This is a genomic window from Massilia sp. CCM 8734 (assembly GCF_011682155.1).
In the GTDB taxonomy this organism is placed as follows: Bacteria; Pseudomonadota; Gammaproteobacteria; order Burkholderiales; family Burkholderiaceae_D; genus Telluria_A; species Telluria_A rubra.
Genome location: NZ_WHJI01000011.1, coordinates 80,234 through 105,254, shown reverse-complemented (window position 1 = coordinate 105,254; position 25,021 = coordinate 80,234). Strand labels below are relative to the sequence as shown.

Annotated in this window: 20 protein-coding genes and 2 pseudogenes; 10 read left to right on the top strand and 12 right to left on the bottom strand. The window is 66.9% G+C overall.

Annotation, left to right across the window (positions count from 1 at the left end; genetic code table 11):
* Window positions 1-20: 20 nt before the first annotated feature.
* The 3 genes from F2P46_RS12670 to F2P46_RS12660 all read right to left on the bottom strand — a co-directional run bounded on the left by F2P46_RS12670 (window position 21) and on the right by F2P46_RS12660 (window position 3,079).
* Window positions 21-413: a GtrA family protein gene (locus F2P46_RS12670; protein WP_166889739.1), complete on the bottom strand. Its 393-nt coding sequence runs from the start codon at window positions 411-413 to the stop codon at window positions 21-23.
* A 48-nt stretch (window positions 414-461) separates the two neighbouring features.
* On the bottom strand, window positions 462-1,406 hold the full coding sequence (locus F2P46_RS12665) for a glycosyltransferase family 2 protein (protein WP_166889736.1): 945 nt from the start codon (window positions 1,404-1,406) through the stop codon (window positions 462-464).
* Window positions 1,407-1,561: 155 nt separating this feature from the next.
* On the bottom strand, window positions 1,562-3,079 hold the full coding sequence (locus tag F2P46_RS12660) for a DEAD/DEAH box helicase (RefSeq protein WP_166889734.1): 1,518 nt from the start codon (window positions 3,077-3,079) through the stop codon (window positions 1,562-1,564).
* Window positions 3,080-3,554: 475 nt separating this feature from the next.
* Here F2P46_RS12660 and F2P46_RS12655 point away from each other — a divergent pair, with 475 nt between their 5' ends.
* Window positions 3,555-6,719 carry a ligand-binding sensor domain-containing diguanylate cyclase gene (locus tag F2P46_RS12655; protein WP_166889731.1) on the top strand — a complete coding sequence of 1,055 codons (3,165 nt, stop codon included), beginning with the start codon at window positions 3,555-3,557 and terminating at the stop codon, window positions 6,717-6,719.
* 533 nt (window positions 6,720-7,252) lie between these two features.
* Here F2P46_RS12655 and F2P46_RS12650 read toward each other — a convergent pair.
* Both F2P46_RS12650 and F2P46_RS12645 read right to left on the bottom strand, forming a co-directional pair.
* Window positions 7,253-8,008: a hypothetical protein gene (locus tag F2P46_RS12650; protein WP_166889729.1), complete on the bottom strand. Its 756-nt coding sequence runs from the start codon at window positions 8,006-8,008 to the stop codon at window positions 7,253-7,255.
* A gap of 109 nt (window positions 8,009-8,117) precedes the next feature.
* Window positions 8,118-8,735 carry an LON peptidase substrate-binding domain-containing protein gene (locus F2P46_RS12645; protein ID WP_166889726.1) on the bottom strand — a complete coding sequence of 206 codons (618 nt, stop codon included), beginning with the start codon at window positions 8,733-8,735 and terminating at the stop codon, window positions 8,118-8,120.
* 209 nt (window positions 8,736-8,944) lie between these two features.
* Here F2P46_RS12645 and F2P46_RS12640 point away from each other — a divergent pair, with 209 nt between their 5' ends.
* Window positions 8,945-10,681 carry a hypothetical protein gene (locus F2P46_RS12640; protein ID WP_166889723.1) on the top strand — a complete coding sequence of 579 codons (1,737 nt, stop codon included), beginning with the start codon at window positions 8,945-8,947 and terminating at the stop codon, window positions 10,679-10,681.
* Here F2P46_RS12640 and F2P46_RS12635 read toward each other — a convergent pair.
* Both F2P46_RS12635 and F2P46_RS12630 read right to left on the bottom strand, forming a co-directional pair.
* On the bottom strand, window positions 10,656-11,123 hold the full coding sequence (locus F2P46_RS12635; RefSeq protein ID WP_166889720.1) for a hypothetical protein: 468 nt from the start codon (window positions 11,121-11,123) through the stop codon (window positions 10,656-10,658). The genes F2P46_RS12640 and F2P46_RS12635 overlap by 26 nt on opposite strands.
* Before the next feature lie 37 nt (window positions 11,124-11,160).
* On the bottom strand, window positions 11,161-11,340 hold the full coding sequence (locus tag F2P46_RS12630) for a DUF6726 family protein (RefSeq protein WP_166889717.1): 180 nt from the start codon (window positions 11,338-11,340) through the stop codon (window positions 11,161-11,163).
* 128 nt (window positions 11,341-11,468) lie between these two features.
* On the opposite strand from F2P46_RS12630, the gene F2P46_RS12625 reads away from it, so the two are divergent.
* Complete coding sequence (locus F2P46_RS12625) at window positions 11,469-12,176, top strand: amino acid racemase (protein WP_166889714.1); 708 nt, start codon at window positions 11,469-11,471, stop codon at window positions 12,174-12,176.
* Between the two features lie 261 nt (window positions 12,177-12,437).
* Window positions 12,438-13,457, top strand: coding sequence for a tryptophan--tRNA ligase (trpS, locus tag F2P46_RS12620; protein ID WP_166889711.1), 1,020 nt, complete (start codon window positions 12,438-12,440; stop codon window positions 13,455-13,457).
* A gap of 27 nt (window positions 13,458-13,484) precedes the next feature.
* Here the strand turns inward: trpS and F2P46_RS12615 are convergent, their stop codons facing one another.
* The 5 genes from F2P46_RS12615 to F2P46_RS12595 form a co-directional block, all read right to left on the bottom strand.
* On the bottom strand, window positions 13,485-14,201 hold the full coding sequence (locus F2P46_RS12615; RefSeq protein WP_166889708.1) for an ABC transporter substrate-binding protein: 717 nt from the start codon (window positions 14,199-14,201) through the stop codon (window positions 13,485-13,487).
* The gene (locus tag F2P46_RS12610; RefSeq protein ID WP_166889705.1) at window positions 14,168-14,710 is read right to left on the bottom strand and encodes a hypothetical protein; all 543 of its coding nucleotides are present in this window, start codon (window positions 14,708-14,710) and stop codon (window positions 14,168-14,170) included. The genes F2P46_RS12615 and F2P46_RS12610 overlap by 34 nt, the downstream gene beginning before the upstream one ends.
* Before the next feature lie 53 nt (window positions 14,711-14,763).
* On the bottom strand, window positions 14,764-17,199 hold the full coding sequence (locus tag F2P46_RS12605) for a TonB-dependent siderophore receptor (protein WP_229509252.1): 2,436 nt from the start codon (window positions 17,197-17,199) through the stop codon (window positions 14,764-14,766).
* Between the two features lie 79 nt (window positions 17,200-17,278).
* Window positions 17,279-18,229: a FecR domain-containing protein gene (locus tag F2P46_RS12600; RefSeq protein WP_166889698.1), complete on the bottom strand. Its 951-nt coding sequence runs from the start codon at window positions 18,227-18,229 to the stop codon at window positions 17,279-17,281.
* Window positions 18,226-18,744 carry a sigma-70 family RNA polymerase sigma factor gene (locus F2P46_RS12595; protein WP_166889695.1) on the bottom strand — a complete coding sequence of 173 codons (519 nt, stop codon included), beginning with the start codon at window positions 18,742-18,744 and terminating at the stop codon, window positions 18,226-18,228. Before F2P46_RS12595 ends, F2P46_RS12600 begins: the two co-directional genes overlap by 4 nt.
* Before the next feature lie 188 nt (window positions 18,745-18,932).
* Here F2P46_RS12595 and F2P46_RS12590 point away from each other — a divergent pair.
* The 6 genes and pseudogenes from F2P46_RS12590 to F2P46_RS12565 all read left to right on the top strand — a co-directional run.
* A pseudogene (locus F2P46_RS12590) lies at window positions 18,933-19,756 on the top strand (alpha/beta fold hydrolase); the annotation flags it as partial.
* Between the two features lie 105 nt (window positions 19,757-19,861).
* Window positions 19,862-21,273 (top strand): annotated as a pseudogene (locus F2P46_RS12585) (catalase); the annotation flags it as partial.
* Between the two features lie 182 nt (window positions 21,274-21,455).
* Window positions 21,456-22,235, top strand: a complete 780-nt coding sequence (locus F2P46_RS12580) for a hypothetical protein (RefSeq protein WP_166889692.1) — start codon at window positions 21,456-21,458, stop codon at window positions 22,233-22,235.
* Between the two features lie 83 nt (window positions 22,236-22,318).
* A complete protein-coding gene (locus tag F2P46_RS12575; protein WP_166889689.1) occupies window positions 22,319-22,729 on the top strand; it encodes a YbaN family protein in 411 nt (136 codons plus the stop codon).
* Between the two features lie 72 nt (window positions 22,730-22,801).
* Window positions 22,802-23,797 carry an Rpn family recombination-promoting nuclease/putative transposase gene (locus F2P46_RS12570; RefSeq protein WP_166889686.1) on the top strand — a complete coding sequence of 332 codons (996 nt, stop codon included), beginning with the start codon at window positions 22,802-22,804 and terminating at the stop codon, window positions 23,795-23,797.
* 74 nt (window positions 23,798-23,871) lie between these two features.
* Entirely contained in the window at window positions 23,872-24,891 is a 1,020-nt protein-coding gene (locus tag F2P46_RS12565; protein ID WP_166889683.1) for an Rpn family recombination-promoting nuclease/putative transposase, read from the top strand.
* Window positions 24,892-25,021: the final 130 nt, after the last annotated feature.

The window sequence follows — 25,021 nt, the reverse complement described above, 5'->3', positions numbered from 1 at the left end:
GCGATTCCTGCGATAAGTAATTACGATTTACGTTGAAAAACAAACCAGCGCGCGCCGATGAAATTGACCGTCATGCCGGCCAGCGAACCGGCGCACACGCCCCAGTAGGGGCTGTACGGCAAGGTGGGAAAACACCAGACGATGGCGCTGTAGGTGGCAAAATTGACCAGCCCGCCGCCGCTCATGGCCAGCAGGTAACGCCACCATTCGGTCCACAGCGAGATGCCGGCCGGATGGAAGGTGTAGCGACGGTTGATCTGCCAGGTGGCGAACACGGCGCACAGGAAGGAGAGCACGCGCCCGGCATACGGATCGAGGCCGGCGCCGCGCGCCAGCGCCAGCACGGCCAGGTCGACCAGCAAGCCCGCCACGCCGGCCACGCCGAAGCGCAGCAGCTGGACCCCGAGCTTCATGCCCGAGGCGCGGCGGCGGTGGCGAAGGCGCCGCCATGGGCGCCCCGCTCAGACATGTTTGACACGCGGCCCCGAGATGGCCAGGTAGGCGAAACGCTTCTGTTCGATGCGGCCCTTGGTCACGGTGTCGAGGATCAGGCCGCAATTGAGCGAGATCACGCCGAACAGGCTCAGCGCGACCGACAGGATCGCGGTCGGCAGGCGCGGCACCAGGCCGGTCGCCAGGTAGGTCTGCAACAGCGGGACGGCAAAGCCGACCGCCGCCAGCATGAAGGCGAAAAACGCCAGCGAGAAAAAGGCCAGCGGCTTTTCGGTCTTGAACAGCTTGATGATGGTCCACAGGATGCGCACGCCATCGCGGTACGTGTTGAGCTTGCTGACCGAGCCTTCCGGACGCGAGCGGTAGATGGTTTCGACCTCGGCCACCGGCATGCGCAGTTCGAGCGCGTGCACGGTCAGCTCGGTTTCGGTTTCGAAGCCGGCCGAGTGCGCCGCGAAGGACTTGGCGTAGCGCCGCGAAAACACGCGGTAGCCCGACAGCATGTCGGTGAAGGTATCGCCGAACACCGCCGCGACCGAACCGGTCAGCAGGCGGTTGCCGAAGCGGTGGCCGAAGCGGTAGGCTTCCTGCTCGGTCGACACGCGCGTGCCGACCACCATGTCGAGGCCTTCGTCGACCAGCTTTTCGGCCAGCTTGGGCGCCACGCTGGCGTCGTAGGTATTGTCGCCGTCGACCATGATGTAAATGTCGGCGTCGACATCGGCGAACATGCGCCGGATCACGTTGCCCTTGCCCTGCAGGGGCACATTGCGCACCACGGCGCCGGCTTCGCGCGCCAGGCGCACGGTGGCGTCTTTCGAATTGTTGTCGAACACATACACCACCGCCTGCGGCAGGCAGGCGTTGAAGTCGCGAACAATCGCGGCAACCGTCAGTTCCTCGTTATAACAAGGCACGAGGATGGCGATGCTTTGATTAATTAATTTGTTCATCGTTATACAGTGATAAAAAAGAGAAACGCCGCAGCGCGTGACCGGGGACCACACGCAGGGCGGCATTACATTTGGGCAAATTATACATCCAGGCAACACTTTGAGGGGCCAGGCCGGGACGCGCCATGCTGGCGCGGCCGCCTCGGCCCCGGTGCTTACTGCTTGGGCGAGCCGCCGAGCAGCACGGCGATTTTCTGCTTGGGCTTGGTGCTGGCGCTGACCTGATCGGCCACGACCGGCGTGCTCTTCTTGGCCGGTTCGTACGGGGTCAGGAACCAGGGATCGACTTTTTCGCGGCGCGGATACGGACCGGAGCGGCCCGGCGCGCCGCTGCCGGAACTGCGCTCGGCACTGAAACTGCGCTCGCCGCCGCGTTCGCGCTCGGGCGGACGGCTCGACGAACGCGGAGCGCCGGCGCCGGCGCTGTCATCGCGGCGCGGACGGCGTTCGGCGGACGACTCCAGGCGCCCCGCGCCGGTCGTGCTCGCTGGCACAAAGCCAGGCAGCTCGCCGCGCGTGATGGTTTGCTTGATCAGTTTTTCGATATCGACCAGCAAGCGCTCGTCCTTGTCCGAAAACACCGACAAGGCGTCGCCCGAGGCGCCGGCGCGGCCGGTGCGGCCGATCCGGTGCACATAATCTTCGGCGTTGTACGGCAGGTCGAAGTTGATCACGCACGGCAGGTCGGAAATATCGAGCCCGCGCGCGGCCACGTCGGTTGCGACCAGCACGTCGATCTCGCCCTTTTTAAAGGCGTCGAGCGCGGCCATGCGTTCCTGCTGGGTCTTGTCGCCGTGGATCGCGGTGGCCTTGATGCCGCCCTGCTCCAGGTGGCGCGACAGGCGCGACGCGCCGATCTTGGTGTTCGAAAACACCAGCACTTGCTTGAGGTCGCGCCCGCGGATCAGGAATTCGACCACGTCGCGTTTGGCTTCGTCGGCCACCTTGTAGACGATCTGGGTGACCTTGTCGGCGGTGGCATTGCTGCGCGCCACTTCGATGGTCACCGGGTCGGTCAGGAAACTGTTGGCCAGCTTCTTGATCTCCGGCGAGAACGTGGCCGAGAACATCAGGTTCTGGCGCTTCTTCGGCAGCAGGTTGATGATGCGCTGCAAGTCCGGCAGGAAGCCCATGTCGAGCATGCGGTCGGCTTCATCCATGACCAGCATCTGGACCTGGCCCAGGCTGACGTTTTTCTGTTCGATATGGTCGAGCAGGCGGCCGGGGGTGGCGATCACGATTTCCACGCCGCCCTTGAGGATGATGGTCTGGCCCTTCATGTCCATGCCGCCGAACACCACGGTCGAGCGCAGCGGGGTGTGCTGGGCGTAGGCCTTGACGTTCTCGGCCACCTGCACGGCCAGCTCGCGCGTCGGGGTGAGCACCAGCGCGCGCACCGGATGGCGCGCCGGCGACATGCTCGGGCTGGCGTGCGCCAGCAGCAGCTGGATGATCGGCAGCGAAAAGCCGGCGGTCTTGCCGGTGCCGGTCTGGGCCGCGCCCATGACATCGCGTCCCTGCAGCACGATCGGAATGGCCGCGGCCTGGATCGGCGTCGGATGGATATAGCCCTGGTCCGTCAGTGCGCGCAGGATCTCCGGCGCAAGGCCGAAATCGGCGAACTTGACGGTGGGTGCACTGTCGGCTTCGATGGTAATCGGTGTTTCAGACATAAGTTTTCCGGGCGTAAGTTCAATCTGCTCTACGCCCGGACAGGCCGACGCGGGGAACTTCCAGGATGGACGGGGACGAGCCGGCTGGCAGCCTGTCAGGCTTGGGGAGTCGAAGCGAAAAAATAGCTGGGCGAGACCCTATTTCGACGATTTCGCAGTGCCAATAGCGAGCTATTGGCCGAGAAAGCGGTGAGATATGGCCCGTCCAGATATTTTTGCAGCCGACGATCCCAAGTCTGGCAGGCTGCCAGTGGCAAGACCGATGGCCAGCTCGAATAGTGCCACGACAGCGTCGGCAGAACCGGGCGTACGGACGTAGATGCAATAATAGTGCCGTAAACGATACCCTAAATCCCGGCAACTGTACATCGATAATACATCTTGAAAGAGGTATTGCCGCACAGCCAACTTGGTTTACACTGCCCGGGTTCCCCGGCATTCCCGGGGTGGCCGGTACTGTAGACACCTATTTGCCATGCTCAGCGTATTTACCGCCTTCGCGCGTCACCCCTTCGCCCTGCCGCGCCTGCTGCTGTGCGCCCTCCTGTGCCTCATGTCGGTCGCCGCCCTGCCCGGCGTCGCCCAAGCCGGCACCGCCCCCACCTCGGCGCTGCGCTTCAAGCGCCTGCCCTCGTTCGATTCGAGCGAGCTGTCGATCCTGGCGCTGCTGCAGGACCGCCAGGGTTTCGTGTGGATCGGCACCCACAGCGGCGGGCTGTACCGTTACAACGGCTACCACGCGGTCAAGTACGTGAGCAACGCCAACAGCGGCGGCAACCTGCCGCACGACCGCGTCTCCGACCTGTACGAAGACCCGGCCGGCGCGATCTGGGTGGCGACCCAGAACGGGCTGGCGCGCTTCAATCCCGAGACCAACAATTTCACCCGCTTCGTGCCGGCCCCCGGCCCGGCCTCGCAGCGCATCGTCAAGAAGATCATCGGCGACGGCAAGGGCGGCATGTGGCTGGCCACCTGGGGCGGCTTGCAACACTTCGATCCGGCCAGCGCCCGCTTCACCCTGCACCTGCACGACGCGGCGCGCCCCGGCAGCCTCGCTTCGAACGACCTGAACGCCATCGCCCTGGACGCCGGCGGCGGCCTGTGGGCCGCCACCTGGCCGGGCGGGCTCGATTACCTGGCGCCCGGCGCGCGCGATTTCACGCACTTCCGGGTCGACCGGCCGGAGGCGCCCGATCCCAAGCTCAACATCGTGCGCGCCCTGCACTTCGCGCCCGACCAGACGCTCTGGATCGGCACCGAGACCGGGGTGGTGAGCTGGCGCGCCGGCCAGCCGTGGAACACGCGGCGCCAGGTGGACTCGCCCGCGACCCGCATCAACACCTTGTACGGCGACCGCAACGACACCGTCTGGGCCGGCACGCTCGGCGCCGGCCTGCTGCGCTGGGATAAACAGCGGGAGCGGCAGGAACAAGCCGGCGCCCAGGCCGTGCATTACGTGCACCGCGCCAACGATAGCTACAGCCTGCCGTCGGACGATATCCGCGCCGTCATGCACGACCGCAGCGGCATGCTGTGGATCGGCTCGATCACCGACGGCATCAGCCTCGTCAACCTGAACAGCGAAGGCTTCCAGCGCTTCATTCCCTTCGACGTCGATGCCAACAACCTGCGTCCCAACAATGCCATGCGCGCCATGGAAGGGGCGCCCGACGGGCGCTTGTGGCTGGCCAATAACGCCGGCCTGTCGCTGTTCGACAGCGCCAGCGGCGCCGTGCTGCGCAGCTACCGCGCCGACCCCAGGGCGGGTCCGGGCGCGGCGGCACCGGGCGCGCCTGGCGGCGCCCTGAGCAGCAATATCGTCTACAGCCTGTACCAGCAGCCGGACGGCCCCTTGTGGATCGGCACCTCGGCCGGCCTGAACCGCCTCGACGCGCTCGACGCGCCGCTGCGGGTGGTCAGTTTCGGCTCGGTCGGCAGCGACTTCATCAACACCATCGCCCCGGCCGCCGGCGGCGCCCTGTGGATCGGCACCGGTCTGCACGTGCTGCGCTACGACCCGGCCAGCGGCCAGAGCACGCCCTACCCGTCCGACCCGGCGCGCGCGGACAGCCGCAGCGTCAGCGGCACCACCAGCATCGTCGAAGACCGGCTCGGGCGCGTGTGGATGGGCTCGGAATGGGGCGGCGGCGGGCTCGACGTGCTGGACCAGGCCACGGGGCGCTTCCGCCACCTGCGCCAGCGCGCCGGCGATGCGCGCTCGCTGTCGGACAACAACGTGGTCGCGTTGTACCAGGACCCGCAGGGACGGCTGTGGGCCGGCACCGCGCGCGGCGTGAACCAGGTCATGACGGACGCGGCCGGGGCGATCAGCTTCCGCCGCTACGACGGGCCCGACAGCGTGGGGCCGCTGAAGATCCTGGCGATGCGCAGCGACCGCGCCGGCCAGTTGTGGCTGAGCACCGCGAACGGCTTGCTGCGGCTCGACCCGGACAGCGGCAAGGTGGCGCGTTTCTCCGCCGCCGATGGCATGTCGGAAGGATTTTCCTCGGGCGCCGCGCACGCCGCGCCGGACGGGCGCCTGTATTTCGGCGGAGTCAAGGGGATCACCGGGGTCAGTCCGCAAGCGGTGCGCAGCGTGTCCTCGCCGCCGCAAGTGGCGATCACCGACATCAGCGTGTTCAACCGCTCGCTGCGCGACGGGCGCGCGGTGCCGGGCCTGAAACTCGACGGCCCGGTGACGGCGCCAAACAACCTGACCCTGGCCGGCGACGGCTCGGTGTTTTCGATCGAATTCGCGGCCCTGCACTTCACCGATCCGGTGCGCAACACCTACGAATACCGGCTCGACGGTTTCGACCGCGCCTGGGTGCAGACCGACGCGGCGCACCGCAGCGCCACCTACACCAACCTCGATCCGGGCAGCTACACGTTTTCGGTGCGCGCCGCCAACCACCAGGGCGTGCGCAGCGAGAACGCGGCCAGCATGACGGTGACGATCCTGCCGCCGTGGTGGAAAACCTGGTGGTTCCGCACCATCCTCGCGCTGCTGGCGCTGGGGCTGCTGAGCGCGGCGTACCGCGCGCGGGTGCGCGACCTGACCCGGCGCCAGAAGCAGTTGCAGCACATGGTGGCCGAGCGCACCGCCGAACTCGAAGCGAGCAACGCCAAGCTGGCGGCGCTGTCCTCCACGGACGGGCTGACCGGCATCGCCAACCGGCGCGGCTTCGACCATGCGCTCGAAGCCGAATGGCGGCGCGGCGCGCGCAACGGCTATCCGGTGGCGCTGGCGATGCTCGACGTCGACCATTTCAAGAGCTACAACGACCATTACGGACACCAGGCCGGCGACCAGTGCCTGCGCGCGGTGGCCGGCGTGATCGCGGCGCACGCGCGCCGTCCGTCCGACCTGGTGGCGCGCTACGGCGGCGAGGAATTCGCGCTGCTGGCGCCGGCCACCAGCGTGGCCGAAGCGCACGAACTGGCCTGCGCGCTGTGCCTGGCGCTGGAACAGCTGGCGCTGCCGCACGCCAAGTCGCCGTACGGGGTGGTGACGATCAGTATCGGGGTGGTGTCCTTGATGCCGGACGAGAACGGCGCGCCGGAGCAACTGGTCGAACATGCCGACCGCGCCATGTACCGCGCCAAGACCGAAGGGCGCAACCGGGCCTTGTGCGCCTGAACAGGTGCATCGCTGAGCGGATTGGGAAACCAGATTTGGCTTAGCGCATTCGGGACCGGGCCAGGATCACGATCTACAATGGTTCCTATATGACTGAACATAAACGAACAGTTCATTTTGCCTTGAATGTGCAGCTTACCCCTGCGGGAGTGTCGCACCCACGCAAAGCGACACCGCTGGCCGCCGTCCTGGCGCGCCGCAGCAAGGAAGAGATACTAAGCTCCCTTGAAGCGCGAACGAAAAAGCGTGCCGCCACAAAGTAGGAGCGCTTACGCCATAGTCGCAGTACGGCCGGGCTTTCACAGCATTTTTGTTCCTGACCGCCACTGGCCCTGCGACGATTGTCAGTAAACCCCATTTGATACGGCACGAAGCCCTTGTTGTCGGGTCGCGTATAGCTCGCACATATTGGTCGACTTACACTATCTGGGGCGTTGACATTGAGACGCGTGCGTGCGGCGAGCCGGATCGCTACGCACACGAATCACGAGCAGTCTGATTTTCCCGATGTCCTGGCAAGCTTGTTGCCGCCCTCAGCGCTTCCAGCTGCGGTCGCGCGCAGCGCGTTCCGCGAGCGGGTCGAGCGGCTCGTCGGCGCGGCGCGCGATCGCGCTGGCGAGCGCCTGCGGCATGCCGTCGCCGGGGCTGCGGTACTCGCCCGGCGCGCCATCCATGCTGGCGAACAGGTCGATCTGCCAGCCGCCGCCATCGATGCGGCAGGCCAGCCCGCCACCGTTGGCAACCCGGAAACTGCGGCAGTAAGCGCCTTCTTTGGACAAGTAACTGCGCTCGATCCGCACCGGGGCGTCGGCCGCCGGGGCGCCCGACAATTGCTGGGTCAGCGCCAGCGCCAGCGCGCCGCGCGCCATCAGGGCCGCGCCGTCGCCGTCGCCCAGCACCAGCGGGACCGGCTGGATTGCATAGCCGAGGCCGGCGCCGGCCAGTAGCGCGGCCGACAGCATGCCGCCCAGCTTGGCCCAGGCCGGCCACGACCAGATCTGCGGCGTTTCTTCGGCCACCGGCGCGGGCGTGCCGGCCACGCGCGCATTGCGCACCGCGTGCAGGTGCACCACCTTGGCCGAGCGCGGCGCCTGCGGCTGGCGCTGGGCCGCACCATCGGCGCTGCCCGGACCGAAACCGGCAAAGGCGTTGCTGTGCTGGGTCAGGAGCAGGCGCACCCGTGCCGCCAGCAGCGGGTCCTCGCGCAGGGCCGCCTCGACCGCCTGGCGCGTGTCCTCGCCCAGCGCGCCGTCGGCGTAGGCCTTCAGGATTTCATCGGAAAAGCTCATACTGCCATCCTCGTCTGATCGGGGCGCCCGTGCGGCAGGGGCAAAAGTCGCTTCCTGCTATCTTAGCATTGCGCCATGGCCGCGCAAGAGGCGGACTCCGGAACACGGTTCAGGACGTGATCAGGCCATGTTCGTCCAGCATATCGTGCAACAATTCGAGCCGGATGACCGGGTTGTCCAGCATCAGCAAGCGGTATTTCTGGTCGTTCGGCAGCGGCAGCAGGTCGCACCAGCGGTTGGCGACCCAGCCGCAGTCGTCCAGGCGGAACGGCGGCAGCACCGGCCAGCGCTGTTCGGGCACCTCGTCGAGCGAGGCCAGCACGCGGTCGAGCGCGTCGGCCGCGCCCTGCAGCTCGGACGGCACCGGCACCGGGTGGTCGTCTTCGAGCAGTTCGGTCTCGGCCATCCACAAGCCGTTCGGGCGGCGCTCGCTGGCCAGGATGCGAAAGCGCGCGCCGCCGCGGCAACTGACCTGCATCAGCCCGGGCGCGCTCATGGCGCTGTCCTGCACCGAGGCCAGGGTGCCGGCCGGGTGGAAACGCTCCTGTCCCTCGGGCGTGCGCACCTCGTGGCCCTCGGTCAGCAGCACCACGCCGAACGGACTGCCGCTGGCGATGCACTTGCCCACCATGTCAAGATAGCGTACTTCGAAAATCTGCAAAGGCAGCACGCCGTCCGGAAACAGGACCGTACCAAGAGGAAACAGAGGGAAAGAGAGGGTCGCCATCACCCCATGATGCCAGAATCCGGGCCGGCAGCGAAGCACGATTGTCCGGCCGCGTGCTGGCGTGTGTGTATCGCCATTTTACTTTTTTTACATCAAGCAACCCCTTTTTGGGGCCGCTTCCGTTACATTCCATGTCCCGCCAATGCGCAATAGTCGCTGCGGGAAAATAACAAGAGACAAAAAAAGACAACCACCAGGAGAGCCACCCCATGTCGCACCTTTTCGCGGCCGGACTGGCGTTGCTGCTGCTCGCGGGCTGCCAGCAGCGCACCAGCGAGCCGGCGCCACCGAAAACCCTGCACGCGTTCGAGGACGACGCGCAGCTGGAGGCGTTTTTCAAGGACCATCCGGCAGCGGCCGCGCCGCTGCCGGATGACCCAGCGCCGCCGGCCGGCAGCGCCCTCGCCGCCGAGCACGGGCGGCACCTGGTGCTGCTGCGCCACGGACGCCTGTTTACCGTCGAGATCGGCAAGGACCAGCTCAAGCCGGTCGGGGCGGTCGATGCCTTCGCGCCCGGCGCCGCCGCCATGAGCCGCCATGACGCGCTGATCGTGTCGGATGACACGGTGGCGCTGATCGGTTACAGCGAGCCCGAGCGCAGCACCGGGATCAACCTGTTCGACATCGACGCCGGCGGCCGCCTGGCGTTTCGCGCCAGCTACCTGCTGCGCGCCGGCGATGGCGGCGCGCCGGGCACGGTCGCCGTCAGCCAGGTCGACAGCAAGCTGGTGCTGTACGCGGCGCGCCCCCCCGATGCGCCCGGCGCCGACCCGCTGGCCGCGCTGCCGGCGCTGCGCGCGGGGGCGGCGCCGTTCCAGCGCATCGCCCCGGCCAGCCGCGTGTACCGCCTCGACGCCGCCATCGACAGCGGCCTGGCCTTGCACAGCGTCACCGTGTGCGACCTGGCCACGCGCGCGCTGCGCTGCGACGCCAGCGTGCTGCTGGCGCCGCGCGCGCGCGCCTTTTACATGGCGCCGCAAGCGCTGTACGTCTGGACGCTGCCGTACGCGGGCGACGCCGGCGCCGGCCTGGTGCGCATGCCGCTCAACGGCGGCGCCCCAGGCGCGCTGCGCGTGGCCGGCGCGCCGTACGACCAGTTCTCTTTCCACGAAAGCGCGGACGCCCACCTGAACGTGCTGGTGGGCGCGGACGGAGCCACCCGTTCCTGGCGCGGCCAGGCCGGCGCCAACGCCCTGGCCTTGCTGCGCCTGCCGCTGCAAGCGTTTTCCGACGGCAGCGAGCGCGCGCCCATGGCCAGCTACAAGGACTTGCCCGATTTTTCCTCGGCGCCGATGCGCAACCGCTTTATCGGCCCGTGGCTGGTGTATGGCGGCGCGGCCAGCACGGCCGACGGGCGCGCGCCGCTGTTCGCGCTGCGCTGGGATGGCAGCGGCGGCTTGCAGCGCCTGCAACTGGCGCACCCGGTCGAGCGCATCGCGGCCATGGGCGTCGATGCGGTGGTGGCCGGCCAGGCGCGCAGCGCGCTGCACCTGAGCAGCATCAGGCTGGGGCCGGGGCCGGACCAGCAAGCCACCCTGGCCAGCACCTATGTCCATCCGAACGCGCGGGAGACGCCGGCGCGCGTCCAGGAGCCGTATTACGCTACCCAGCGGCCCGGCCAGGGCACGCTGAGCCTGGCGATCGTGGAAGCTGCGCAGCCGGATCGCAGCGAGGGCGCGGTAGCCGGCGCGGTAGCCGACGCGGTAGCCGACGCGGCCTCGGTGCTGTACCTGCGCAACACCGCGCTCAAGCTGCGCGAGCTGGGCGCGCTCAAGGCCGGGCACGACGCGCCCGGCGGCGCCGTCGTGTGGTACGGCAACGCCCGTCCGCTGTTCGCGCAGGGACGCCTGTTTGCGCTGCTGGGCGATGAATTGGTGGAAGGCAAGCTGAAAAATGGCCGCCTGCGCGAAGCGCGGCGGATCAACTACGCTCCGGCGGCCCCTTGATGGCGTAAGCGCGCAGCGCTTGTTCGAGCGCGTACAGGCGCCAGCGCAGGCGGTCCGGCCCGGGATTCGGATGGATGCTCACGAGCACCGTCAGTTCACCGCTGACGCGCGCGCTGCACGGCAGTTGCAATTCGGTGGCGCGCTCGAAGGGCAGGCGGAATTCCTGGCCCGGCATCAGGCGCAGGCCGCCGACCTGGTGCGGCACGCTGTCGCTGTTCCTGAGCAGCAGCACGTCGCGCAAACCCACGGTCAGGCGCACCACCGGCGGCAGCACCTCGGCCTTGTCACCGGCGCGGCGGCGTTCGGCGGCGTGTTCGGGAATGTCGAGCAAGAAATCGCGGCTGCCGGGGCGGATCGGCGCCATCGCGGCCCAGACCAGCGACAGCAGGAATGCGGCGAGCAGGAGCGAAGCGAGCCAGTGGCGGCGCAGGTGCTGTTCCATGCTCAACGGCCCGCCGGCGGGCTCGCCCGGCGCAGCGTCAAGGATCGATCACCGCAGCGCAGGCGTCGGTCGGCAGCGCCGCCACATGCCCGACCACGGGAACCATCTTGATCACGGCCGAACCGACGCGGCAAGGCGCCGCCATCACGCCGCAACCGCTCAGTACGGCAGGCAGCAGGAGGATGGTGGCGATACGGCAAACCAGGCGGGCATTCATCGTGAAATCCGGGAAAAGTGAGGGTGAGAAAGAATTGTAAATGGCGCGCTACAATGGCGACAACCATTTAGAGGTAACAAAACGTTTGTGCGCCACATAGTGCGCCACATAGTGAAAGGATGGAATCGATGACGTCAACCACCCGGGAGCGACATATCGGCATCGTCGCCTGCTCTGCCGAGGGGGCGGCGCTGTGCTACCGCACCATCTGCCACGAGGGCGCGCGCCAGCTCGGCCCCTACGAGCATCCGCAACTGACCATGCATTCGCACGCGCTGGCCGCCTATATGCGCTGCATCGACGCCGACGACTGGGCGGGCGTGGGCGAACTGATGCTCTCGTCGGCGCACAAGCTGGCCAGCGCCGGCGCCGATTTCCTGATCTGCCCCGACAACACGATTCACCAGGCGCTGGCGCCGATCCTGGCGCGCTCGCCCCTGCCCTGGCTGCACATCGCCGACGTGGTGGCCGACGAAGCGCTGGCGCGCGGCTACAAGCGCATCGGCCTGACCGGCACCCGCTGGCTGGTCGAGAGCGAAGTCTACCCCGAACGTTTCGCCGCGCACGGCCTGGCCACGGTGCGTCCCGGCCTGGCGGCGCGCATGGAAATCAACCGCATCATCATGGACGAACTGGTCAACGGCGAATGCAAGCCGGCGGCGATCGCCTATTTCCAACAAACCATCGCTAAAATGAAAGATGGCGCTTGCGACGCGGTCGTGCTGGGCTGCACGGAAATTCCGCTGATCATGAACAACGGCAATTCGCCCCTGCCCACGCTCGACTCGACCCGGCTGCTGGCGCGCGCCGCGCTGCGTCATGCGATCGGGCAATAATGACAGGCGGCCTGCGCGGCCTGCGCGGCCTGCGCGGCCCGACCCGACCTGCGCGGCCCGACCCGATTGACACGACCGCTTAAAACTGCGACGATACGAGCATGACAACGTTTAACTCACATGCCCGGTATTTGAATTGGTGGCTGCGCTGACATCGCGCGGCGCTTGCACCATCATGTGTTTTCCATGAACGCCGCCTCGATTGGGCGGCGTTTTTCATGAGCGTTTACCGATAGGGGCACCCACCCAAGGACTATCGAAATGTCTTCACCCGCATCGACCGCAGCACCCATCATCCTGACCGGCGACCGCCCGACCGGCCCGCTGCACCTCGGCCACTACGTCGGCAGCCTGCGCAACCGCGTCACTTACCAGCGCGATTACCGCCAGTTCATCATGCTGGCCGACGCCCAGGCGCTGACCGACAATATGGACGACCCGTCCAAGGTCCAGCGCAACGTCATCGAAGTCGCGCTCGACTACCTGGCGACCGGGATCGACCCGGCCCAGTCGACCATTCTGATCCAGTCGCAGATTCCCGAACTGGCCGAACTGACCTTTTACTACCTGAACCTGGTGACGGTGGCGCGCCTCGAGCGCAACCCGACCGTCAAGGAAGAAATCCGCCTGCGCGGCTTCGAACGCGACATCCCGGCGGGATTTTTGACCTATCCGGCCAGCCAGGCGGCCGACATCACCGCCTTCAAGGCGGTGCTGGTGCCGGTCGGCGAAGACCAGGTGCCGATGATCGAGCAAACCAATGAAATTGTGCGCCGCTTTAACCGCATCGTCAATAAAGAGGTGCTGGTCGAAGCCAAGGCGCTGGTGCCGGAAATCGGCCGCCTGCCGGGCATCGACGGCAAGGCCAAGATGAGCAAGTCGCTCGGCAACACCATCAACCTGTCGGCCAGCGCCGACGAAGTGCGCGCCGCCGTCAAGAAGGTCTACACCGACCCGCTGCACCTGCGCGTGGCCGATCCCGGGCATATCGAAGGCAATATCGCGTTCGCCTACCTGGACGCCTTCGATCCGGAAAAGGACGCTTTGGCCGAGATGAAGGCGCACTACCAGCGCGGCGGCCTGGCCGACAGCATCGTCAAGGCGCGCCTGGAAGCGTGCCTGCAAGAGTTCCTGGCGCCGATCCGCGCGCGCCGCGCCGAGCTGGAAAAGGACCGTGGCCACGTGATGCAGATCCTCAAGGAGGGCACGGCGCGCGCGCGCGAAGTGGCGGCGCAAACGGCCGATGAAGTCAAGCGCGCGATGGGCCTGAGCTACTTCTGAGTTACTTTTAAGCTGCTGGCGCCGCCCTCAGCGGTAGCGCGCCAGGATGGCGTCCACGCTGCCATCGTCGATCAGGCCGTTGATGGCCTGGTTGACCTGCCCGAACGGCACCCCGGCCTTTTTCGAAAACGCGCACTGCGCCTTGAACGAGGCGAACACCAGGTCCTGGCGCAGCTTCAGGGCATGGTTGGTACGCATCTGGTAGGCCAGCGTGGCCTGCCCGATCACGGTATGGAGCACCTTGCCGGCCATCAGTTTGCGTAAATTCTCTTCCATGGTGGCCGATTCGCTGCGCTGGAAGCGCAATCCCAGCACTTGCTCGACACGCGGATAGCGGTAACCGGCCACCGTGCCGACCGGGCGGTCGCGCAGGTCGGCCAGCGAGCGCACCGGCGGCGCGTCCAGCTGCGAGGCGACCACTTCGGCGTCGGCAATGAACGGACGGCTCCAGTCGTATTGCCCGTCGATCCAGAACGGGCGCACATAACAGATCCCATCGGCCATGCCGGCAGCGAGCGCGTCGCTCACTTGCTCGCTGGCCACGCTGACGTAGACGACGCCGCGTCCGAGCCGGTGCCCGATGGCGTCGCCGAGGTCCTTCAGGATGCCGCCGCTGAGCTTGTTATTTTGAAACTGGGCCAGCGGCATGTTCTGGTTCAGGGGCGCGATCATGACCAGGTCCGGGGCAGCGGCGGCCGCGAGCGGGACAGTCAGTGCGAGGAAGCAGGCGGAGCGCTTGAACATGGGGTGGCCAGGTGGTCGGACGGTGTGTCCAATGTACCATCGGCATCACGCTCGCACGCATCATCCTGATGCAATTTAGCAATATTTATCGCATAGAAGCGGCGAATATGCCACAAGCGCCCCAGCGCCAGCAACAGCAGGCAGGCGGGGCCGCCACAATAGGTCAGCATGGACTGGGCGTCGCGCACGCTCGGCAGCGGGCGCGGTAGTTCGCGCAGCATCAGGACGAACACCAGCGCGCAGAACAGGTAGCCGGCCAGCACCCAGCGCGGCGTCGGGCTGATGTAGGCGTCAAAGTGGCGCGCGGTCCAGAACAGGGACGCCAGGCTGACCCAGCCCATCAGCAGGATGACGCCCATGACGGCGCCGGGCAGGAGCTGGGGGAGCCAGGGGTTGGCGCCGTGGGGAAGTAGCAAAGCCACGGCGATCATGGTGCAGAAAGCCCAGCCCGCCACTGCCGGGATGGTGAAGATAGCCATCAGGATGGCGAGCGGGCGCAGGATGTGCATGGAGAGAGGAAAACGGTGTAGCCCGGGATCATATCGCACATGCACGCACGCGCTCAAAAGTCGCGCGCCGCCGACAGCACCACGCTGCGCGGCGCGCCCGCGATCAGGGTGCCCCAGGTCGAGGCGCCCGCCCAGTAATCCTTGCCGGTCGCATTGCGCACGCCGGCGCGCAGCACCAGCGGCTTGCCCGCCGCCGTGGCGCGGTAGCGCGCCCCCACGTCGAGGCTGGTCCAGCTGTCGAGACGCTGGGTGTTGGCCTGGTTGGCGTATTGCGCACCGCTGTGCTGCAGTGCGCCGCTCAGGGTCAGGCCCGCCAGTTGCGCCACGTCCCACTCGGCGCTCATGGTCACATGCAGTTTCGGCACGCCGACCGCCGTCTTGCCGAGCGTGGCAGCGCTGTTGGTCTTGACCAGTTTGGCATCGGTCCAACTGGCGCCGCCGAACAGGCGTACCGCGTCGCCCAGCTTGCCGTAGGCGTTGACTTCGACGCCGCGGTTGCGCTGCTCGCCATCGGCGGCGTACCGGTTGGCGGTGAGCTGGCCGCTCGGACGGGTGATCCGGAACAGGCTCACGCTCGTCATCAGGCTGCCATGATCGACCTTGGCGCCGATCTCATTCTGCTTCGCCTTGTACGGCGCGAAGGCTTCGCCGGCGTTGACGGCGCTGTCCGGCGCGCTGTCGCCCTTGCTCAAGCCGCCGATGTGGTTGGCGTACAGCGACACCTGGCGCCACGGTTTGAGCACCACCCCGGCCATCGGCGTGAGCGCGCTCTGATCGTAGCGGGCGGTGGTCGCGCCGGACGTGCCGAAGGTGTCGGCGCGGATGGTTTGCCGGCGCAGGCCGAGCATCACTTGCAGGCGCTGGTCGAACATGGAGAGCATGTCGGCCAGCGCCACGCCGCCGAGGCGGTTGGTGGAGCGCTTGCTCGCCAGCGCGGGCGAGGCGACGTCCTGGGCCGACTGCTGCACCGGCAAATACATGTTCGACGCGTACGCGCGGCCGGCCTGGGTGCCCATCGCCAGCCGGTCCTGGTACTGGCTCCACTCCAGCGTGAGTTGGTGCTTGATGGCGCCGCTGGAAAGGCGCGCGCGCAGCCCGGCGCTGGCCGAACCGCGCTCGACATCGAACACGGCGCGGGTCGGCAGCACGCTGGTGTCGCCGGCGGCGTTGACGATCGAGGGCGTGTTGAACAGGCGCTCGACATCGCTGCGGGCCGCGCCGGCGCTGGCGAACACGGTCAGCTGTTCGTGCAGTTGGTAGTCGGCGCGCAGCAGGGCCGAGCGCTCGCGGCTGTCGTACCATTCCCAGCGCTGGGTCAGGTTGGTGCGGCCGTCGGGCGCGCGCGGCACGGCCAGGCCGGCGCCCAGCCAGGGCCGGCGCGAGGGCGCGTCGACGTCTTCGCGCTGGTCGATCAGGTCGAGCGTGGCGCGCAGGCGTTCGCCCTGGTAGTCCAGCGCCAGCGCGCCCAGGGTCGCTGTGCGCGACTGCTGGTCGATGGCGGTGTCGCCGCTGCGGCCGCTGGCGTTCAGGCGCACGCCGAAGGCGCGGTCAAGGCCGAAACGGCGCGCCAGGTCGGTCTTGAGGCCCGCTTGCGCGCTGCCGGCGTACTCGGCCTGCACCCGGGTCAGGTCGGCGCCGGCGCGCTTGGGCACGACGTTGATGCTGCCGCCCACGCCGCTGTTGGGCGACATGCCGTAGACCATGGCCGCCGGCCCCTTGAGAATGTCGACCCGTTCGGCGTAGTCGGCCAGCAGGCGGTAGTTGGGGGCGACCCCGTACAGGCCGTCGAAGGCGATTTCGCCGATGTTGTTGTCGCCGATGGCGAAGCCGCGGATGAAGAAGGAATCGGCCACATCGCCGCTGGGGGCGGTGCTGCGCACCGAGGGGTCGCGCGCGACCACGTCGGCAATGGTGGCGGCCTGCTGGTTATCGATGGCCTGGGCGGTGAAGCTGGTCAGGTTGAACGGCGTGTCCATGGCGTCGACGTTGCCGAGCATGCCAAGACGCCCGCCGCGCGCGACCTGGCCGCCGGCGTAGGCGTCGGGCAGGTCGAAGGGCGCGCTGTCAGCGCTGGCGGTCACGGTCACCCCGGGCAAGGTGGCCGCCGCCGCTGTTGTTACCGCCGATGCCGCCGCCACTGCCGGCGGCGCCGACTTTTTTAGCGTGTAGCTGCCGTCGGCGCGCGCGGCCAGTTCCAGGCCGCTGCCGGCCAGCAGGCGCGCCGCCGCCTCGCGCGCCGGATAGCTGCCGGCCAGCGGGGCGGCCATCAAGCCCTCGGTCAGGGCCGGGTCGAACGAGAGCGCGATGCCGGCGTTGACGGCGAAGCCGGACAGGGCCCGTCCGAGCGGGCCGGCGGGCAGCTTATAGCTTTGCACGGGAGCGCTGTCGAGCGTGACCGGGCCGGCATGGGCGAGCGGCGCGGCCAGGGCCAGGCCGAGGCAGGCGATGCGGATGGCGTGATGGAGGCGGGTCGGGCGTGGGTGCGGCATGGCGGTCATCCTTTGCGTGAAAATGGTGGGTTCACGAGGCAGGCCAGCCGAGGCGGAAAAAAGTATCACCATCCCCCGATTATTTTTTCACGGGCACCAGGGTGGTCCACCAACCGCCCAGGCGGGCCTGGACTTGCAGCGGATAGGTGGCGGCCAGCATGGCCAGTGCGCGCTCCGTCTCGGCCGGGCCGCCGACCGGGAACGCGCCGGACACCGGCAGCGCCGCCAGTTGCGGGTCGCAGCGCAGCACGCCGCCGCGGTAGCGCGCCAGTTCGGCCAGCAGCTCGGCCAGCGGCATTTTGTCGGCCAGCAGCATGCCGCGCGTCCAGGATGCGGCGTCGACCGTGTCGGCGGGCGGGGCGGCCGCGCTGGCGGTAAACGCCGTTTGCTGGCCGGCGCGCAGCGTCAGCGCGGCGCCGTGCGCCGGCTCGATGCGCACCGCGCCATCGAGCACAACCACGCTGGTGCGGCCCTGGTACGCGCGCACGGTAAAGCGCGTGCCGAGCGCTTCCATGCGGCCATGGGCGCTGGCCACGCGAAAAGGCCGGTGAGCGCCGGCCTGGTCCGGCGCGGTGCGGACCAGGATCTCGCCTTCCCGCAGCAGCAGCAGGCGCTGCGCGGCGTCGAAACGCACATCGATGGCGCTGGCGCTGCCCAGGGTGACGCGGCTGCCGTCGGCCAGCAGCAGTTCGCGCCGCTCGCCGCCGCCGGTGCGGTGCGCGGGCGCGCTCATGCGCCAGCCGAGCCAGCCGGCCGGCAGCAGCACCAGCAGGGCGCCGGCGCCGCCGAGGGCCTTGCGGCGCGTGCGGCTGGGGCGGCGCTCGAGCAGCGGCAGCGCCAGCGCCGGCGGCAGGCCGCCCAGCTGGTTCATCAGCGCTTCGGCGCGGGCCCAGGTGCGCGCATGCTCGGGATCCTGCTCACGCCAGCGGGCGCAGGCGGCACGCTCGGCGTCGCTCGCCTCGCCGCTGTGCAGTTGCGCCAGCCAGGCGGCCGCTTGTTCCAGGATGCGCGGGGCGATCGGCGTGCTCACGCGCCGTCCTGGTCGGCCAGCAGCAGGCAGTGCAGGAAAGCTTGTTTCATGTAGCGCTTGACGGTGATGGCCGATACCCCGAGTTCGACGGCGATGGCGTCGTAGGTCATGCCATCTAACTGGGACAGCAGGAAGGCGCGCCGCACCAGCGGCGCCAGCGCGTCGAGCATGGCGTCGACCCGTTGCAGGGTGTCGAGCAGCAGGTAGCGCTCTTCGGCCGAAGGCACGCTCGCTTCGGGCAGTTGGGCGATGGCGTCGAGCCAGGCCCGCTCGAGCGCCTGGCGGCGGTACCAGTTGACCAGGATGCCGCGCGCGACGGTGGCAAGGTAGGCGCGCGGCTCGGCGATGCGGGTCACGTTGCGTGCCGCCAGCACGCGCACGAAGGTGTCCTGCGCCAGGTCGGCGGCCTGGGCCGAACAACCGAGCTTGTGGCGCAGCCAGCCGGTCAGCCAGCCGTGATGGCCACGGTAAAGCGCGTGCATGGCTTGCTGTTGTACGAGCTCGGCTGTGGACATGAGATTTAAATGCAAATGAGAATTGTTCTCATTTTAACCCATGCGGAATAATGCCGCCAATCATCGCCTGCCACAACATGGACCTGGCGGCCATCCCTCTTTCCGGTGATGCGCCTTCGCGCCCGTCGCTCTATCCTGCCGCGGCGGGCGCATCCCGCGCTTCCCGACCACCCCACGGAGAACCAGCGATGAGCACATTGACAACCAGCGACGGCGTCGAGACTATTACAAGGACTGGGGCCACGGCCAGCCCATCGTGTTCTGCCACGGTTGGCCGCTCAATGCGGACAGCTGGGAGTCGCAGATGATCTTCCTGGCCGGCCAGGGCTACCGCTGCATCGCCCACGACCGGCGCGGCCACGGCCGTTCGAGCCAGCCGTGGGACGGCAACGACATGGACCACTACGCCGACGACCTGGCCCAGTTGCTCGACAAGCTCGACGTGAAAGATGCCGTGCTGCTCGGCTTTTCGACCGGCGGCGGCGAAGTGGCGCGCTACATCGGCCGTCATGGCGGCAAGCGGGTAGCCAAGGCCGGGCTGATCTCGGCGGTGCCGCCGCTGATGCTGCAAACCGAGGCCAATCCGGGCGGCCTGCCGATCAGTGTATTCGACGGCATCCGCGCCGGCGCCCTGGCCAACCGCGCCGAGCTGTACCGGGACATCGCCGGCGGCCCGTTCTACAACTTCAACCGCTCCGGCGCGACCCGCTCCGAGGGCCTGGTGCAGGCGTGGTGGATGCAGGGCATGATGGGCGGCCACAAAAATACCTACGACTCGATCAAGGCGTTCTCGGAAACCGACTTCAGCGAGGACCTGAAAAAGTTCACCATGCCGACCCTGATCATCCACGGCGGCGACGACCAGATCGTGCCGATCGAGGCGGCCGGCAAGGCGGCGGCCAGGCTGATCAAACATGCGACCTTGCTGGTGTATCCGGGCGCCCCGCATGGCCTGACCGACACGCACAAGGACCGGGTCAACGCCGACCTGCTGGCGTTTATCCAGTCCTGATTCGTTTTTGCCGGCGCCCGGCTGACAAGCTTCATCCATCAAAACATCGGCCGGCGCCCCGCGATGGCGCCGCCATTGCTGTCCACTCCTCTGAAAGAAGCTTCCATGAACAAACTGACCACGGCCGCGGGCGCCCCGGTGCCCGACAACCAGAACACGCAAAGCGCCGGCCCACGCGGCCCGCTATTGCTGCAGGACGTATGGCACCTGGAAAAACTGGCTCACTTCGACCGCGAAGTAATCCCGGAACGGCGCATGCACGCCAAGGGATCAGGCGCATTCGGTACCTTTACCGTCACCCACGACATCACGCGCTTCAGCAAGGCCACCCTGTTTGCCGAGGTGGGCAAGACGACGCCGCTGTTCATGCGTTTTTCGACCGTGGCCGGCGAGCGCGGCGCGGCCGACGCCGAACGCGACATCCGCGGGTTTACCGTCAAGCTCTACACCGAACAAGGCAACTGGGATATTGTCGGCAACAACACCCCGGTGTTTTTCATGCGCGACCCGCTCAAGTTCCCGGACCTTAACCACGCGGTCAAACGAGACCCCAAAACCAATCTGCGCAGCGCCGAAAACAACTGGGACTTCTGGACCCTGCTGCCGGAAGCGCTGCACCAGGTCACCATTGTGATGAGCGAACGCGGCATTCCTGCCTCGTACCGCCACATGCACGGCTTCGGCTCGCACACGTACAGCGTCATCAACGCCGCGAACGAACGCTTTTGGGTGAAGTTCCACTTCGTGTGCCAGCAGGGCATTAAAAACCTGAGCGACGCCGAAGCGACCGAACTGGTCGGGCGCGACCGCGAAACCCACCAGCGCGACCTGTTCGACAGCATCGAGAACGGCGAGTTCCCGCGCTGGCGCTTCCAGGTGCAAGTGATGCCGGAACGCGATGCGGCGACCTATCACATCAATCCCTTCGACCTGACCAAGGTATGGCCGCACAAGGACTACCCTTTGATCGATGTGGGCGTGCTGGAGCTGAACCGCAACGCCGAGAATTACTTTGCCGATGTGGAACAGGCGGCATTTACGCCCGCCAACGTGGTGCCGGGCGTGAGTTTTTCGCCGGACAAGATGCTGCAATCGCGCCTGTTCTCGTATGGCGACGCCCAGCGCTACCGGCTCGGCGTGAACCACCACCAGATCCCGGTCAACGCGCCGCGCTGCCCGGTGCACAGCTACCACCGCGACGGCGCCATGCGGATCGACGGCAACCATGGCGCCACCATCGGCTATGAACCCAACTCCAAAGGGCAGTGGCAGCAGCAGCCCGATTTTCCGAGCCGCCGCTGGCCATCGACGGCGCCGCCGCGCACTGGGACCACCGGGTCGACGAGGACTATTACAGCCAGCCGGGCGCCCTGTTCCGCCTGATGACGCCGGCCCAGCAGCAGATTTTGATGGACAACACGGCGCGCTCGCTGGGCGGCGCTTCGCACGCGGTGCAGGAACGGCATATCGCCAACTGCGCCCGGGCCGATGCGGCCTACGGCGGCGGCGTTAGCGCGCGGGGTGGCGTCGGCGACGCCGAACAAGGTGCTGTAAAGACGTCGATAACATCCGGACAGCAAGGGCGGCGCGACGTTTTGCCTCCGATTGTCTCAATCGCGCCACGCCGCTACGCGCTTCTTCCGCGCCAGGCGCCAAATGGCATACACTACGCGTTTCCTCTAAGCATCAATATTTTCGGATGAGCTACATCTTGAAAGTGGTGGTCCCGCCAGTGCCTTCCGACAATCTGTCAGTCCGGGGGTTTGCCAACACGCTCGCGCATACCTCGATGGACTTGCCGCCGTCGGCGCGCCTGCTGCAGTTTTACGAGGCCATCACGGCGCGCTATCCGTGCGCTTCGAGCGGCGCCTACAGCCGCGCCAGCGCGGCGGCCTGTCCGTGGGGCGACACGCCGCTGCTCGACTGCCTGACCGGCGACATCGGCGTGCTCACCCTGTCATACAAAAATATCGAGGTGCTCTCGTTCGTGCTGCGCCGCGCCGGCGCGCTGTCGCTGACGGTGATCGACACCCAGGCCGGCCTGGTGTACCGTCCGGCGCGCTTTCGGGTGGTGCTCACCAGCATCCAAAAAAACGTGAATACGAGCGCCCTGCTCGACAAGCTGGCGCCGCTGCTCAAATGCACGCGCGAACAGGCGCTGGCGATGCTGGGGTCGCCGAACGCCGTCGTACGCAGCCGGCTCGACCATATGACGGCGCAGCGCCTGGTCGCCACCATGCACCTGCTCGGCTGCAACTGCAGCGTCGAGAAAGAACCGTCGCGCTCGGCGCAGAAAGCGGCGGCCAAGGTGGCCATCGCTTCACCGGCGCCACGCGCTACGGCCCCGCGTGCGCGCATAGCGGCGCCGTCGGGCTTTGCGCTGGCGTACAAGTCGGTGGTGAACCGGGCCGTATGCTTCATGCACGGGCTGCTCGAACGCCTCTGGGAACGCATGACGGCCACGCGCCCGTATTCTTAGCGCGCCGGCCAAGTGGTAGGATGCGCGCTCGCGGGCGGTTCGACAGCGGCCGCACCCTCCTCCACGGCAACCCAGGACCCCACATGAAACTGCTGCTGAACATCATCGGTTGCCTTGCCGTGCTGCTGGGCATCCTCGGCATTTTCCTGCCGCTGTTGCCGACCACACCCTTCCTGCTGCTCGCCTCGGCGTGCTTCGTGCGCGGCTCGCCGCGCCTGCATGGCTGGCTGCTGGGGAACAAAGTCTTCGGCAAATACCTGAGCGATTTCGAGCAAGGGCGCGGCATCCCGCGCCGCGCCAAGATCACCATCATCGTGCTGATGTGGGCGTCGCTGGCGTATTCGATGCTGCGCCTGCAGCGCACCGGCCTGACCGTGCTGCTGCTGTGTATCGGCGCCGGCGTGACCATCTACCTGCTGCGCTATGTGCCCACCGGTGCGCCGCGTGTCGCGCGCCTGGAGAGGCCCGGCCAGGAGAGGCCCGGCCAGGACTAGCACCTGCCCGGCGGCGCCGCGCACGCCTGATGCAGCGCAAAGGTTCAGCGGGTTCGCTGGCTAGAATGCCTCATGCCTACCTATCACGACCTCGGTTACCGTTCGCTGTTCACCCATCCGGAGCTGGTGCGTGAACTGGTCACGAACTTTACGCCGTTCAAGCTGTTCGACAATATCGCGCTGTCCTGCTTCGAACCGGCCGATCCGGTGTATGTCAGCGAAGGCTTGGCGGCGCGCCAGAACGACATCGTCTGGCGCGTCAAGATCGGCGAGCAATTCCTGTACGTGTACATCCTGCTCGAATTCCAGTCCGGCGTGGACCGCTGGATGGCGCTGCGCATGCAGAACTATGTGGGTTTGCTGTGTCAGAGCCTGGTCAAGCGGCATGCGTTAGCGCCGTCTTTGCACTTGCCGCCGGTGCTGCCGCTGGTGTTCTACAACGGCGTGCCGCATTGGAGCGCCAGCACGGACCTGGCCGCTCTGTTCATGGACGCGCCCGCCGAACTGGCGCCGTTCCAGCCATCCCAGCGCTACTTCCTGATCGATCAGCAGCGCCTGGATGCCGAGACGCTGGAAAGCAATTCCACCTTGCTGGCGCTGCTGTTTCGGATGGAACTTTCGAGCGCTTCCGAGGTCAGAAACACCATCTTGCCCGCGCTCGTCACCTGGTTCAACGATGCACCGCAAGCGAGCTTGATGCGCTCGGTGGAGGTATGGATTGAATGCCTGGCGAAGCGGCGCGGCGAGCCGGCATCGTTCACGTTCGACAGTATAGAGGAGGTCACCGACATGGGACGTAAATATGCAACCTGGGCCGAGGAATTCGAAGACATCGGTTTTCAGAAAGGAAGCGAAAAAGGCAAGGCGGAAGGCCGGACGGAAGGGCAACTGAGCGCACTACGCGGCGTGCTCACGCATCTGTTGCACAAGCGCTTCGGCGACCTGCCGGAAGCGGCGGTGCAACGTATCGCCGCAGCCACCCAGGCGGACCTCGAACAGTGGTGCCAGCGCAGCCTGGACGCGCCGGGTCTGGATGCCGTCTTCGGTGACAGAGCGACGTCGGCCTAATGCTGACTAAAGGAAACGCCGCGCACGACTGATGCAGCGCAAAGGTTCAGCGGGTTCGCTGGCTAGAATGCCTCATGCCTACCTATCACGACCTCGGTTACCGTTCGCTGTTCACCTATCCGGAGCTGGTGCGTGAACTGGTCACGAACTTTACGCCGTTCAAGCTGTTCGACGATGTGGCGCTGTCCTGCTTCGAAGCGGCCGATCCGGCGTATGTCAGCGAAGGCCTGGCGGCGCGCCAGAACGACATCGTCTGGCGCGTCAAGATCGGCGAGCAATTCCTGTACGTGTACATCCTGCTCGAATTCCAGTCCGGCGTGGACCGCTGGATGGCGCTGTGCATGCAGAACTATGTGGGTTTGCTGTGCAAGAACCTGGTCAAGCGGCATCAATTGCCGCCGTCCTTGCTGTTGCCGCTGGTGCTGCCGCTGGTGTTCTACAACGGCGTGCCGCATTGGAGCCCCAGCACCGACCTGGCCGCGCTGTTCATGGACGCGCCCGCCGAACTGGCGTCGTTCCAGGCATCTCAGCGTTACGTCCTGATCGACCAGCAGCGCTCGGATGCCGAGGCGCTCGAAGCCAATTCCACCCTGCTGGCGCTGCTGTTTCGGATGGAACTTTCGAGCGCTTCCGAGGTCAGAAACACCATCTTGCCCGCGCTCGTCACCTGGTTCAACAATGCGCCGCAAGCGAGCTTGATGCGCTCGGTGGAGGTATGGATTGAATGCCTGGCGAAGCGGCGCAGCGAGCCAGCGTCGTTCACGTTCGACAGTGCTGAGGAGATCACCGACATGGGACGTAAATATGCAACCTGGGCCAAGGAATTTGAAGACATCGGCTTTCAGAAGGGAAACGAAAAAGGGCAGGCTGAAGGCTGGGCCAAGGGCAGGACAGAAGGCAAAACAGAAGGACAACTCAGCGCCCTGCGTGGCGTGCTGACGCAACTGTTGCGCAAGCGCTTCGGCGACCTGCCCGAAGCGGCGGCGCAACGTATCGCCGCGGCCACCCAGGCGGACCTCGAACAGTGGTGCCAGCGCAGCTTGGACGCGCCTGGTCTGGATGCCGTCTTCCACAGTGAAGCAGCATCAGCCTAGCAGCCTGTCGGACTTGGGGAGTCGAAGCGAAAAAATAGCTGGGCGAGGCCAGATTTTGACGATTTCGCAGTGCCAATAGCGAGCTATTGGCCGAGAAAGCGGCGAAATATGGACCGTCCCAGGTATTTTT